We start from the raw sequence: 12989 nt of genomic DNA on the forward strand, positions 1-12989 counted from the left end.
GTCATCGGAGGCCACCCGGGGTCACCGGACGGGGCTCCGTCGGGCGGGCTCAGGCCACGGAGACGGCGCCGCCGGCTTCGCGTGCCGCCTCATCGGCGTCGAGTGCCCGGCGGACCCCGGCGGCCACGGCCGGATGCACGGGCAGCGCGAGATGGCCGATCCCGCTGACACGGACGTTCGTCACGTCGAGGTCCGGATGGTCCACACAGGCCGCCTCGGCAGGCACGATCACCTGGTCCAACTCGCTCCAGAAGCTGACGAACCGGGTGCGGCAGCCGGGCGCCGGAAGCCGCAGCTCCTCGATCGGGGCGGAACCGCTGCGCATCTGCCGCACGATCGGGTGAGCGCTGGCCAGCGGGGCGACGGCCGTACCTGCGTGCGGGGTGCCGAGGGTGACGAGGGTGCGCACCCGGTGGTCACCGCCCAGCCGCTGCACGTAGTAGCGCGCTATCAGTCCACCGAGGCTGTGTCCGACGATGTCGACCTCGCGGTGACCGGTGCGGGCGCAGATCTCCTCGATGTGCCGGCCGAGCAGCTCGGCTGCCGTACGGATGTCGCAGGTCAGCGGGGAGTAGTTGAGCGACTCCAGATGGCGCCAGCCGTGCCGGGCGAGGGAACGGCGCAGCAGGACGAAGACCGAGCGGTTGTCGATGAAGCCGTGCAGCAGCACGACGGGCGGACGGCCGTCGTGCGCGGCGGGCAGGGTGGCGGTCCCGGACGGTACCGGGACCGAATCGCCGGCCGGGCGTGGCGGGGTGCGCCGCTCTCCCGCGATGCCGGTCGGATACAGCAGCGCGTGCCCGGCGAGCACGACCAGCTCCAGCGCGCTCGCTCTCAGCAGCGCGGACGACAGCCAGGTGGTGCGGCGCAGACCGGTCAGGCGCAGCAGCAGGGGAAGAAAGGGCGGGGCCTGGGCCTTCATGGTCGACCTCCTGCTCCGGCACCCGGGGAGAGGCGGCTCCTGCCCCGTATGCCCTCATGGGGCGCCGATTCGGAGGTCCGGGCGGCAGATCACCGTCCGGGACCCGCCGCCCGCCGTGCCCGCCGGATCACCTTCGGTGACCGGCCGGTGGGCGGTCGGTGAGCCGTACCACCGTGCCGTGCGGCTGACGGCGCGGTGGTACGACGACCTCGTGCGGCTCCCCTGGCGGCCGGTCCCGCACGGCAGGAATACCGCGTGCTGCGGGAAACGGCGCCCGGTGAACATGTCCCACGTGTGATTTCCCCCTCCCCGACCACCGCGAAACAGCGGCTTGCGGGATGCTGTGGATAACGTTCGTTCACATCCCCGGCCCTTCGGGGCCGGAAGACGCGTGTGGAGGCAGTGATGGGTGTGACCGGTCCGATCCGTGTGGTGGTGGCCAAGCCGGGCCTCGACGGCCATGACCGCGGCGCCAAGGTGATCGCGCGGGCGCTGCGCGACGCCGGTATGGAGGTCATCTACACCGGCCTCCACCAGACGCCCGAGCAGATCGTCGACACCGCGATCCAGGAGGACGCCGACGCGATCGGCCTCTCGATCCTCTCCGGTGCGCACAACACGCTCTTCGCCAAGGTGATCGCGCTGCTGAAGGAGCGCGAGGCCGAGGACATCAAGGTGTTCGGCGGCGGCATCATCCCGGAGGCGGACATCGCACCGCTGAAGGAGCAGGGAGTCGCGGAGATCTTCACCCCGGGTGCGACGACGGTCGAGATCGTCGCCTGGGTCAACGCGAACGTCCGCCAGCCGGCGGAGGCGTGAGCCGTCCCGGGGGAGGCATGAGCCGTCCCGGGGGCGGCGCGACCCAGCAGGGGGCCGCCCCGCCCGGTCAGGTCCCGCGGGAGGGCTGATCGCGCCCTGCCCGTCCTCACCGGTCGTGGCGTGTCCGTCCCCGTTTCCACCGGCGTTGCGGCGCCCGGTCTCCGCGGTCATGGCCTGTCCGTTCCTATTGGTCCGGTGCCAGTTCCGCGTCCATCGCCGCGCGCAGCCGCAGAGTGGAGACCAGGCGCTGGAACGCCTCGGACCAGTAGCCGTTCGCCCCGGGGGACGCGTCCGCCGGTTCGTCGGTCGTGGTGGTGAGGACCTCCAGCCGGTCGGCCTCGGCCGGATTCAGGCAGCGTTCGGCGAGGCCCATCACCCCGCTGAAGCTCCAGGGGTAACTGCCGGCGTCCCGGGCGATGTCGAGGGCGTCGACGACGGACCGGCCGAGCGGCTCCGCCCACGGGGTCGGACAGACCCCCAGCAGCTGGAACGCCTCCGACAGGCCATGAGCGGAGATGAACTCGGCCACCCATCCGGCCCGTTCGGCGGCGGGCAGCACGATCAGCAGCTTCGACCGCTCGGCGAGCGACGCCGTGCCGGGGCCGCTCGACGGAGGTGTCGAGGGGGTGCCGAGCAACGCCCGCGCCCACTCCGGGTCCCGCTGCCGGACGGCCGCCCGGCACCAGGCGGCGTGGAGCTCCTCGCTCCACCCGTCGGCCACGGGCAGCGCGACGATCTCCCACGCGTCCCGGCCGCCGAACCGCGCCGGCCAGACGGTGAGCGGGGTCGCCTCCACCAACTGGCCCAGCCACCAGGATCGTTCACCCCGCCCGGACGGCGGGAGCGCGACGACGCCGTCGCGCTGCATCGCCGCATCGCATTCGTGCGGGGCCTCCACCGCCACGGACGGCTCGGCGCCGGTCAGACCGGGGCTCACACAGGACAGGGCGCGCGCCGCCATCCGGTGTGCGAGCGCCGAATCGGGAAGCGCGGACAGCAACTCGGCCGCGGTCGCGCGGACGTTGCGGCTGCGGTCGGCGAGGACCTGTTCGAGGAAGTCCTCATCGGTGCCGGAGAGCCCCGTGCGCAGCGAGTCGACGAACATCAGCCGGTCCTCGGCACGCTCGGTGGACCAAGTGGTGGCGAGCAGGGCGAGGGCGCTACCGGCGTCGTGCGCCCGCACGGCCGCGAGCAGGGCGACCCGCTCGGCGAACAGGCCCTCCTCCCACAGTCGGCCCACCGCTTCCCGGTCGGTCGGGTCGGGCAGCAGTGACGTGCCGGACGAACCCCGCAGCGCGAACTTCCACTCGGGGTTCAGTCCGGCCAGCCAGAGCCCGCGCGGACCGGCGAACGCCAGGGCCTGCGGCCGCAGATCGGTGCGCGCCCGCGCCGCGTCCAGCAGGGCGGGCAGCGTCGCGTGCGGGGCCCGGTAGCCGTGCAGGTTGGCGGTGGCCAGCCACTGCGGTATCAGTTCCGTGAGATCGGGGGCAGTGCCGCGTCTGCCCCCCGAACCGCTGGGTGCCGAGCGGTCCGCGAGCAGCCGCTCCAGCCGGTTCCGGGCAGCCTCGGGCAGGGGCGGCCGGGGGTCGGCCGGCGCGCACTTCGGCCGGGGGACCGCGGGAGCGGGCAGCAGACCGGCCCGGCGCCGCACGGTGTGCAGGGCGGCGGCGCTGAGCAGCGCGACCGCCGCGCCGTCCGGTCCGGCGGGCGCGGAGGCCCTGACCGGGCCGGTGCCGGCTGCCGTCGCGGGCGGACGGCGGTCCGTGCCGAGCAGGGCCGATGTGACGAGTTCCTCCCACGGGTTCGACGCGAGCAGACCGCTGGACGCGGGCGCCGCGCCGGCCGCGTAGTGCGCGCCGGGCCCGGCCGCGGTGTCTCCCGGTGCGGGGCGGCGCGCGTCGGGAGCGCCGCCGGGCGTGTCGGTCGCTGACGTCGTCGTGGTGGGTGCGGCGGACGCGCTGACTGGTGTGGTGGTGCGGGGCATCGCTCCTCCTCCTGGACTCAGATGAGAGGTACGGTCTCGACGGCGACCGGCGTGGTGGGCGGGGCGGCGGCCACCGACCTCGTACCGCCGCCCCCGCGTACGGACGGCCAGGCGGCGAGCGGATCGAAACCGCGGTGGCCGCACTCGCCGAAGACCGTGAGCGGTTCGCCGCCGGAGAGCGCGACGAGCTTCCACAGCGCGGGCCGGGACAGTGCGGCCGGGGCGACGGGCAGGGCCGAATCGCCTGCCGCGTCCACCAGTTGCCAGCCGTCCGTGGACGGCACGGGTATGACATCGCGCAGCGTCACCGGCCAGGAGTCCAGCCACGGGTCGTCGCCCAGGGCCCGCCCGTAAGCGGCGATCGCCCCGGTGACCGTGACACCCGGCGGAGGCGCCCCCGCGTTCTCCGGCGTTCCGAACTGCCTTCCCAGCTCGGCCCGTAGCCGGCCGGAACCCGGGTAGGGCGTGAGCTCGGCGTCCAGCGTGACGCCCACCGGCAGGGCCTGTCCGGGGGAGCGGCCCGCGGCCCCGAACGACAGCAGCAGCGCGGTCCGGCCCGACCCCCTCCCGTACAGCCAGATACGGCGGGCGACGATCTTTCCCTCGGGGGTGTCGTACTGGGCGAGGACCAGCCAGTCGTCCCTGACCGGTGGGCCCGCGGGGGGCGCTGTCAGGCCGACCCTGGTGCGGACTGTGGCCGCCAGGGGCAGCGGCAGCCCGTCGATGCCCAGCCAGGCCGTGTCCAGCAGGTGCAGCAGCGCGCACTCCTCCAGCAGCCGCACCGGCCAGCCCGGACCGGACCCCGGTATGGCGCCCAACTCCCGCACCCGGCCGGCGAGGCCGGGTGCCTGGGCATCGACCATGCGGGCCGCCGTCTCCTCCCACAACCCGTATCCCGACTGCTCGGCCGCCGCCAGACCGCCGCGCACCAGATCGGTCAGGCGCTGCTCCAGCTCCCGCACACCACCGCCGATCCGCTCGGCCCGGCGCTCGGCCCGCCGCCGGGCGGCCACCGGATCGGCGGGACCGGCCGCCGGGCCTCCGTCCTCCGCCGGGCTCTCCTTCGCCTCCGCCGCCTCCGCGCGCCGGCGCCGGCCCCGGAGCCACTCCTCGGCCCAGTCGGGCGGATCGGCCGCGCGCACGGCCGTCCCGTCGGACGCCCGGAGCAGCAGCAGGCCCAGCGCGTGCTTGCACGGGAACTTCCGGCTGGGGCAACTGCACTTATAGGCGGGGCCGGTGGTGTCGACCACCGTGCGGTACGGCTTGCTCCCGCTCCCCTTGCACAGCCCCCACACCGCACCCCGGCCGTCCCACCCGGTGTCCGACCACGGCCCGGCCGAACCCAGCTTGTTCCCCGCCTTGCGTGAGGTGTCGTCAGGAGCCAGGGCCAGTACCTGCTCCACCGTCCAGCGCGCCGCCGCGTCGGCGGTGCGCAAGGGTTCTCCCCCGTCAGTCAGCAGCATGGACACGACGGTAGGGCGCACCACTGACAACCGGCTCCGACCTGCGGGAACGCCGATTGTCAGTGCCATGGTGCACGGTGGGAACCACATCGGGTCGACCGATCTGGAGGGGGATCCATGACCGTGTCCGAAACCATCTCAGCCGTGGGCGCCGAGGCGCTGCGCCCGCACGCCGAGGACGCCTTCGCCGATGAGCTGAAGGCACTCGCGGCCGCCGACGACCGCCCGCGGCCCGCCCGTTGGCGGCTGTCGCCCTGGGCCGTCGCCACGTACCTGCTCGGCGGCACCCTGCCCGACGGCACGGTGATCACACCCAAGTACGTGGGCCCGCGCCGCCTCGTGGAGGTCGCCGTCACCACGCTCGCCACCGACCGGGCGCTGCTGCTGCTCGGCGTGCCCGGCACCGCCAAGACCTGGGTCTCCGAGCATCTCGCGGCCGCCGTCAGCGGCGATTCGACCCTCCTCGTGCAGGGCACCGCAGGCACACCCGAGGAAGCGGTCCGCTACGGGTGGAACTACGCGGAACTGCTCGCGCACGGCCCCAGCCGAGAGGCGCTGGTGCCCAGCCCGCTGATGCGGGCCATGTCCGACGGCATGACCGCGCGGATCGAGGAGCTCACCCGCATCCCCGCCGATGTGCAGGACTCGCTGATCACCATCCTGTCGGAGAAGACCCTGCCGCTGCCCGAGCTGGGCCAGGAGGTCCAGGCCGTCCGCGGGTTCAACGTCATCGCCACCGCCAATGACCGCGACCGCGGGGTCAACGAGCTGTCCAGCGCGCTGCGCCGCCGGTTCAACACGGTGGTCCTGCCCCTGCCGGCCACGCCCGAGGCCGAGGTCGACATCGTCTCCCGCCGTGTGGACCAGGTCGGCCGCTCGCTCGATCTGCCGCCCGCGCCGGACGGCCTCGCGGAGATCCGCCGCGTGGTCACCGTCTTCCGCGAACTGCGCGACGGCGTCACCACCGACGGCCGCACCAAGCTCAAGTCCCCTTCGGGCACGCTCTCCACGGCCGAGGCCATCTCCGTCGTCACCAACGGGCTGGCTCTAGCGGCCCACTTCGGCGACGGTGTGCTGCGCGCGGGGGACGTCGCGGCCGGGATCCTCGGCGCGGTCGTCCGGGACCCGGCGGCCGACCGGGTGGTCTGGCAGGAGTATCTGGAGACCGTGGTGCGCGAGCGGGACGGCTGGAAGGACTTCTACCGCGCCTGCCGTGAGGCATCCGCATGACCGGCACCCCGCGCCCCGACACCTTGAGGCCCGGCGTCCCGGCGCCCGCGGGGCCGCTGCTGCTGGGGGTCCGGCACCACGGCCCCGGCTCCGCCCGCGCCGTAGGCGCCGCGCTCGACGCCGCCCGCCCGCGGGCGGTGCTCATCGAGGGCCCGCCCGAGGGCGACGCGCTGCTGCCGCTCGCAGCCGACGAGCAGATGCGCCCGCCCGTCGCCCTGCTCGCCCACGCGGTGGACGATCCCGGGCGGGCGGCGTTCTGGCCGCTCGCCGAGTTCTCGCCCGAATGGGTCGCGATCCGCTGGGCCCTGGCGCACGGTGTCCCGGTCCGCTTCATCGACCTGCCGGCCGCCCACTCGCTGGCCATGACCGAGGAGGAGGACCGGGAGCGGCCGGAGAAGGCCGAGGAGGCCGGGCCCCCGGCCGCCCCGGTCGACCCCATCGGGGTGCTGGCCGAGACGGCGGGGTACGACGACCCCGAGCGCTGGTGGGAGGACGTCGTCGAACACCGCGCCCACGACGGCGGCCCCGGCGACCCGCTGGCGGCCTTCGCCGCGCTCGGCGAGGCGATGACCGCCCTGCGCGAGGTGTACGGGGACGGCGGCCACCCCCGGGACGGGGTCCGCGAGGCGTACATGCGGATCCAGTTGCGCACCGCGCGCAAGGAGTTCGGTGACGACCTCGCCGTGGTCTGCGGTGCCTGGCACGTGCCCGCGCTGGGCGCGAGGACGACACTCGCCGCCGACCGGGCCCTCCTGAAGGGGCTGCCCAAGGTCAAGGCCGAGCTGACCTGGGTCCCGTGGACCCATCACAGGCTCGCCCGGCACAGCGGATACGGCGCCGGGATCGATTCACCCGGCTGGTACGCCCACCTCTTCGCGTCCCCGGACCGGCCGGTGGAGCGCTGGATGACCAAGGTCGCCGGACTCCTGCGCGACGAGGACCGGTTCGTATCCTCCGCCCACGTCATCGAGGCCGTCCGGCTCGCCACGACCCTGGCCGCCATGCGCGGCCGGCCACTCGCCGGTCTGAGCGAGGCGAGCGACGCCGTCCGGGCGGTGATGTGTGAGGGATCCGACGTGCCGCTCGCGCTCGTCCGGGACCGGCTGATCGTCGGTGGGGCACTCGGCGAGGTGCCGGACACCGCCCCCGCCGTACCGCTCCAGCGCGACCTCACCCGGCAGCAGCGCACCCTGCGGCTCAAACCGGAGGCGTCGGAGCGGGAGATGGAGCTCGACCTCCGCAAGGAGAACGACGCGTCCCGCAGCCGGCTGCTGCACCGGCTGCGGATCCTGGGCGTCGGCTGGGGCGAACCCGCCGAGGCCCGGGGCAGCACCGGCACCTTCCGGGAGGGCTGGCGGCTGCGCTGGGAGCCCGAGTTGTACGTACGCGTCGCGGAGGCCGGGGTCTGGGGCACCACCGTGCTCTCCGCCGCCACCGCCCGCGCGGAGTCGGACGCCGTGGCGGCCACCGCGCTCGCCGAGGTCACCGCGCTCGCCGAGCGGTGTCTGCTGGCAGAACTGCCCGAGGCACTGCCCGTCGTGATGCGCGTGCTCGCCGACCGCGCCGCGCTCGACACGGACGTGGGCCATCTCGCCGACGCCCTGCCGTCCCTGGCCCGGACGCTGCGCTACGGGGACGTCCGTTCCACGGACACCACGGCGCTCGGTGAGGTCGCGGCCGGGCTCGTGGAGCGGATCTGCGTCGGGCTGCCACCCGCCTGCACCGGACTCGACGCCGACGCGGCCACCGCACTGCGCCGCCAGGTGGACGGGGTCCACACGGCGGTCGGGCTGCTCGCCGGTGCCGTACCGGAGACTGCGGACGGACTGCGCGAACGCTGGAGAGCGGTGCTGCACAAGCTCGCTGCCCGGGACACGGTCGCGGGCGTGATCCGCGGCCGAGCCGCCCGGTTGCTGCTCGACGACGGACACCTCGAACAGGACGACGCCGCCCGACTGATGGGCTTGGCTCTGTCGCCCGGCACACCGCCCGCCGACGCCGCCGCGTGGATCGAGGGCTTCGTCGGCGGTGCTGCCGGGGGCGGCATGCTCCTGGTCCACGACGAGAGGCTGCTCGCCCTGGTCGACTCCTGGCTGACCGGAGTCCCCGCGGACACGTTCACCGATGTGCTGCCGCTGTTGCGCCGCACCTTCTCGGCGTACGAGTCGGGCGTCCGGCGCACGCTGGGCGAACTGGTCCGTCGCGGCCCGGCGGCCGGGGGAGCGGTGGCGTCCGGCACGATCCCAGGCGGCGAGGCGACGGCCCCCGGCTTCGGGCCCGCCCTGGACACGGCACGGGCGGACGCGGTGATGCCGGTCCTGCGCCTGCTGCTCGGGCTGGGCGGGACGGACGGGCTGGACGGGACGGACGCGCTGGACGGGGCGGACGCGACGGACGGGCTGGGCGGGGGAGCGGCGGCGACGGAGAACGACGAGCAGGCTCTGGGGGCGACGGGATGACGACGGACACGGACACGAACGCGGGGACGGGCACGGTCACGGACGCGGGGACGAACGTGGGCGCGGGGACTGACACGGACACGGATACGGGTGCCCGGAGTGGCGACGGCGAGCGCCTGCGGCGCTGGCGCATGGTCCTGGGCGCGGACAGTTCGGAGAGCACCGGCTGCACCCTCACCGGACGCGACGCCGCGATGGACGGCGCACTGACCGCGCTGTACGAGAGCGGGGGCAAGCAGCCCGGCGGACGCGGCAAGGGCGGCCGCTCGGCCGGACTGGGCGCGTCCGCGCCCTCCGTGGCCCGCTGGCTGGGGGACATCCGCACGTATTTCCCCAGCTCCGTCGTCCAGGTCATGCAGCGTGACGCCATCGACCGCCTCGGCCTCTCCGCGCTCCTGCTCGAACCCGAGATGCTGGAGGCCGTGGAGGCGGACGTCCATCTCGTCGGCACGCTGCTCTCGCTCAACAAGGTCATGCCCGAGACGACGAAGGAGACGGCGCGAGCCGTCGTGCGCAAGGTCGTCGAGAAGCTCGAGAGCCGGCTCACGACCCGCACCCGGGCCGCGCTCACGGGTGCGCTGGACCGCTCGGCGAAGGTCAGCCGGCCCCGCCACCACGACATCGACTGGAACCGCACCATCCGGGCCAACCTGAAGAACTACCTGACCCTGCCTGGGGAGGACGGGGCCGGAACCATCGTGCCCGAGCGTCTCATCGGCTACGGTCGCGCGGCGCAGTCGGTGAAGAAGGACGTCATTCTCTGCATCGACCAGTCCGGTTCGATGGCGGCCTCCGTGGTGTACGCCTCGGTCTTCGGCGCCGTGCTCGCCTCCATGCGCGCTCTGCGGACCAGGCTCGTCGTCTTCGACACGGCCGTGGTCGACCTCACCGATCAGCTGGACGACCCGGTGGACGTGCTCTTCGGCACCCAGCTCGGCGGTGGCACCGACATCAACCGGGCGCTCGCCTACTGCCAGTCCAGGATCACTCGCCCGGCCGACACCGTCGTCGTGCTCATCAGCGACCTCTACGAGGGCGGCATCCGCAACGAGATGCTGAAGCGGGTCGCCGCGATGAAGGCGTCCGGCGTGCAGTTCGTGACCCTGCTCGCGCTCTCCGACGAAGGCGCGCCCGCCTACGACCGCGACCACGCGACGGCGCTCTCCGCGCTGGGCGCCCCGGCCTTCGCCTGTACGCCGGATCTCTTCCCGGAGGTGATGGCGGCCGCGATCGAAAAGCGGGCATTGCCCATACCGGACAAGGAGACCCATCAGTAACAGGGGGCTTGCGTGACCCCGGGCGACTCGTGCAAGCATCGTTCCGTCGTCCGCGGAGGGTTGCGTTCCGCGTCGGCCCGTGGGCCCACGCGGTCCCGCGTACTTCTGTGGTTCTGCCGCAGTTCTGCCGCACCCGCGTACGCACCGTTCGGAGAGGACTCGTTCCCGCGTGATCACCGCAGTTGCCCGTTCTGCCGACGACCCGCGCACGATGCGCGGGCCGGCCGGTCGACGTGCCCTGCAGCTGGTGCTCTTCGTCGGTGGACTGCTCGCACTGGGGCTGCTCTTCGGTACCCGGGCCCATGCGGATCAACATCCGCTGCCGCAGCTGCCCGGCACCACGTCAGGTGCGGGCGCGGGCGTCGGTGCGGGCGCGGCGGTGGACGAGGCGGCACCCGTCGTGGACGAGGCGGCACCCGTCGTGGACGAGGCCGCGTCCGGCGCGGACAAGTCCGCGGCCCGGGTGGACAAGCCCACTTCCGGCCTGAACGAGGCCGGGTCGTCCGTGCGTAAGTCGGCCTCGACTGTGCACAGGTCGCCGTCGACTGCGCACAAGTCGGCACCGTCCGTGGCCGGGTCCGTTGCAGTGCCGGCTCCCGTGCCGGCCACCTCGTCGGCGCACGACGCGCACAAGCGGCCGGCGGCCCCGGTATCGCGAATAGCGCAGCACACCGCCGCCGGGTCCGTACCCACACCCGCGGCGGCCCATCGCTCGGTTGCCGAGCCGGTGCGACGTGACACGGTCCGTCCTGACGCCGGAAAGGGTCTCGGGACGGCCGTCACCGACCTCCTCGACACCGCAGGGAACTCAGGGAACTCAGGGAGCTCCACGCGGCTGCATCCGGGCGAACTGCCACTACGGGAACTGCCGTTGCGAGAACTGCCACTGAGGGAACTGCCGTTGCCGGACCTGTTGTCGTCGGTTCTGCCGTTCCCCGGACAGTTGTCGCCGACCGACCCGGAGGCTCCGGCCGCCGGCGCGCGCCCGGCACCCGGTAGCGCCGACGACGGCGTCCGGCACCCGGCCGCACCGCGGCCGGTAACCGTGCCGATGGCCTTGACGGCCTCCGGGCCGGGCGGGTCCCCCGTGGCGCGTGAGTCGGCCTGCGCCGATCATCGGGCCGTCGTGGCGGACCATCGGCCGGGGCACCGGGGGCCGTTCGGACCCGGTGGTGACCGGGGCGGTTCCGCGTCGGCGGAGTTCCACCCGCCGCGCGGCGGTGACCAGCCCGCCGTCTCCTTCAGGGACGGCATCTCCTTCGGACTCGTCCGCGGTGCCGGTCTCCCGGCGACCGCCGCACCGGTCAGTGACAGATCGGGCGACATCCTCGAATTCCCCGGCTAGGGCAGACCGTTCCCCCGCCCCGACCTGCCGCGCGGGGGCGGAACAGGTCTGCCCGCTGTCCGGGCGTTCCCCGGATCGATCGAGCCACGAATTCGAAGGATCTGACACACACATGCACAAGAACATCCGCCGTTCCATAGCCGTTGCCGCAACGGCCACGGGTATGTGGGCCCTCGGCACCGCCGCAGCAAGCGCGGACGAACTGCCCGTGTCCCTCCCGCTGTCCACCCCCGACCACGCGGCCGACGTCTCCGATGCGGCCGACGTGATCGACGGTGTCGACGGCGACGACGTCGTCGGCAGGGCCGAGGGGCTCAAGGACACCGCACAGGAGAAGGCGGCCGACGCGACGGCCGACGCGAGCTCCGCGGCCCGGCGCGCCGCGGCCGGTCACGCGACCGACCGGGCGTCCCTCGCCGGTCACACCAAGGAGGTCGAGGACCTGGTCCAGGGCCGGGCCACGGACCAGGTCGAGGACCGGATCACCGGCCGGGACAAGGACCAGCTCGCGGGCCGGGTCACGGACACCGTCGAGAAGGCCGCAGGCACCACGACGGACAGGATCAGCGGCAGCAGCATCGCCGCCCCCGCCCCCGAGGCGCCCATCGACTACCTCTTCGGTCCGATCGACCAGCTCCCCGGCTACGGCCAGGACGACCTGCGCACACCGGCCCCCGGCGCCCTGGACACCGACCCGGGCGCAGCTCTCGCCGCGGCGCAGGGCACGGCCCGGACGGTCACCGAGGGAGCCCTCACCCGGTCCGCGCCCGTCGTCGGGCAGACCTCCGACGCCGTGCTGCCGCCCGTCGCCGCCGACGCCGTCTCCACGGTGCTGCCGGTCGTCGGACAGGCGCTCGGTGACGTCTCCACGCTCGTGCAGGGCGTCACCGGGGAGGTCACACCGTTCGCCGACGGAGTCGTGGCGCAGGCCGCCGTGCCGTTCGTGCAGGGCGTGACGACCGAGGTCCAGCCGCTGGCGCACGGAGTGACCGGCTCGGTCGAGCCGTTCGCCGAGGGTGTCGTCTCCGAGGTGCAGCCGCTGGCCCAGGGCGTGACAGGCGACGCGGTCGGACCGTTCGCGCAGGGGGTGACCACCCGGGTGATGCCGCTGGCACAGGGCGTCGGTGCCGAGGTCCGGCCCTTCGCGGGCGGTGTCGTCGGGACGGTCGGCGACGACGCTCGCCCCACCGTGGAGAACGCGGCGCACGGCGCTCACGGCCTGACCTCCGTCACACCCGACTACGTGCAAGGGATCTGACAGGGATCTGACTACGTGCAAGGGATCTGACGGGGATCTGATTCCGTGCAAGGGATCTGAGAGTCCCCGCACATCGCGCATGACACCGGGACTCGCTCCCGGTGCCGTGCCGGGCGGTCTCCCCCGGTCCGGACCCGCCCGGGGGGGGGGCGGGGGGCGGCCGGGGCCCGGGGCGGGGGGCCCGGGGCTGTTTAAAATAGAGGGGCCCCCGGGGCGGTCCCGCGGGGGGGGT

General features: G+C 74.0%; 9 protein-coding genes. 6 read left to right on the top strand and 3 right to left on the bottom strand.

Going from position 1 to position 12989, the window contains the following annotated elements; translation table 11 throughout:
- Positions 1 to 49 precede the first annotated feature (49 nt).
- Positions 50 to 922, bottom strand: coding sequence for an esterase/lipase family protein (locus ACFVJX_RS27720; RefSeq protein ID WP_384123173.1), 873 nt, complete (start codon positions 920 to 922; stop codon positions 50 to 52).
- 405 nt (positions 923 to 1327) lie between these two features.
- On the opposite strand from ACFVJX_RS27720, the gene ACFVJX_RS27725 reads away from it, so the two are divergent.
- Entirely contained in the window at positions 1328 to 1741 is a 414-nt protein-coding gene (locus ACFVJX_RS27725; RefSeq protein ID WP_145767369.1) for a cobalamin B12-binding domain-containing protein, read from the top strand.
- A gap of 184 nt (positions 1742 to 1925) precedes the next feature.
- Here ACFVJX_RS27725 and ACFVJX_RS27730 read toward each other — a convergent pair whose 3' ends face one another.
- Together ACFVJX_RS27730 and ACFVJX_RS27735 are read right to left on the bottom strand one after the other, a co-directional pair.
- The gene (locus tag ACFVJX_RS27730; protein WP_384123171.1) at positions 1926 to 3725 is read right to left on the bottom strand and encodes a DUF5691 domain-containing protein; all 1800 of its coding nucleotides are present in this window, start codon (positions 3723 to 3725) and stop codon (positions 1926 to 1928) included.
- Between the two features lie 17 nt (positions 3726 to 3742).
- The gene (locus tag ACFVJX_RS27735) at positions 3743 to 5188 is read right to left on the bottom strand and encodes an SWIM zinc finger family protein (protein WP_384123169.1); all 1446 of its coding nucleotides are present in this window, start codon (positions 5186 to 5188) and stop codon (positions 3743 to 3745) included.
- A gap of 117 nt (positions 5189 to 5305) precedes the next feature.
- Here ACFVJX_RS27735 and ACFVJX_RS27740 point away from each other — a divergent pair, with 117 nt between their 5' ends.
- The 5 genes from ACFVJX_RS27740 to ACFVJX_RS27760 all read left to right on the top strand — a co-directional run bounded on the left by ACFVJX_RS27740 (position 5306) and on the right by ACFVJX_RS27760 (position 12757).
- Positions 5306 to 6418 carry an AAA family ATPase gene (locus tag ACFVJX_RS27740; RefSeq protein WP_384123167.1) on the top strand — a complete coding sequence of 371 codons (1113 nt, stop codon included), beginning with the start codon at positions 5306 to 5308 and terminating at the stop codon, positions 6416 to 6418.
- The gene (locus tag ACFVJX_RS27745) at positions 6415 to 8877 is read left to right on the top strand and encodes a DUF5682 family protein (protein WP_384123165.1); all 2463 of its coding nucleotides are present in this window, start codon (positions 6415 to 6417) and stop codon (positions 8875 to 8877) included. Before ACFVJX_RS27740 ends, ACFVJX_RS27745 begins: the two co-directional genes overlap by 4 nt.
- A 131-nt stretch (positions 8878 to 9008) precedes the next feature.
- Complete coding sequence (locus ACFVJX_RS27750; RefSeq protein WP_384123388.1) at positions 9009 to 10154, top strand: vWA domain-containing protein; 1146 nt, start codon at positions 9009 to 9011, stop codon at positions 10152 to 10154.
- Between the two features lie 169 nt (positions 10155 to 10323).
- Entirely contained in the window at positions 10324 to 11499 is a 1176-nt protein-coding gene (locus ACFVJX_RS27755; protein ID WP_384123163.1) for a hypothetical protein, read from the top strand.
- A gap of 112 nt (positions 11500 to 11611) precedes the next feature.
- Positions 11612 to 12757: a hypothetical protein gene (locus tag ACFVJX_RS27760; RefSeq protein WP_384123161.1), complete on the top strand. Its 1146-nt coding sequence runs from the start codon at positions 11612 to 11614 to the stop codon at positions 12755 to 12757.
- The last annotated feature ends 232 nt before the right edge of the window (positions 12758 to 12989 follow it).

Origin of the sequence: Streptomyces sp. NPDC127177 (genome assembly GCF_042672475.1) — a bacterium.
Taxonomy (GTDB): domain Bacteria; phylum Actinomycetota; class Actinomycetes; order Streptomycetales; family Streptomycetaceae; genus Streptomyces.

What these genes read in the sequence shown, in the direction of transcription:
- ACFVJX_RS27720 (WP_384123173.1), bottom strand. Translation starts at nt 922, where the DNA reads ATGAAGGCCCAGGCCCCGCCCTTTCTTCCCCTGCTGCTGCGCCTGACC.
- ACFVJX_RS27725 (WP_145767369.1), top strand. Translation starts at nt 1,328, where the DNA reads ATGGGTGTGACCGGTCCGATCCGTGTGGTGGTGGCCAAGCCGGGCCTC.
- ACFVJX_RS27730 (WP_384123171.1), bottom strand. Translation starts at nt 3,725, where the DNA reads ATGCCCCGCACCACCACACCAGTCAGCGCGTCCGCCGCACCCACCACG.
- ACFVJX_RS27735 (WP_384123169.1), bottom strand. Translation starts at nt 5,188, where the DNA reads ATGCTGCTGACTGACGGGGGAGAACCCTTGCGCACCGCCGACGCGGCG.
- ACFVJX_RS27740 (WP_384123167.1), top strand. Translation starts at nt 5,306, where the DNA reads ATGACCGTGTCCGAAACCATCTCAGCCGTGGGCGCCGAGGCGCTGCGC.
- ACFVJX_RS27745 (WP_384123165.1), top strand. Translation starts at nt 6,415, where the DNA reads ATGACCGGCACCCCGCGCCCCGACACCTTGAGGCCCGGCGTCCCGGCG.
- ACFVJX_RS27750 (WP_384123388.1), top strand. Translation starts at nt 9,009, where the DNA reads ATGGTCCTGGGCGCGGACAGTTCGGAGAGCACCGGCTGCACCCTCACC.
- ACFVJX_RS27760 (WP_384123161.1), top strand. Translation starts at nt 11,612, where the DNA reads ATGCACAAGAACATCCGCCGTTCCATAGCCGTTGCCGCAACGGCCACG.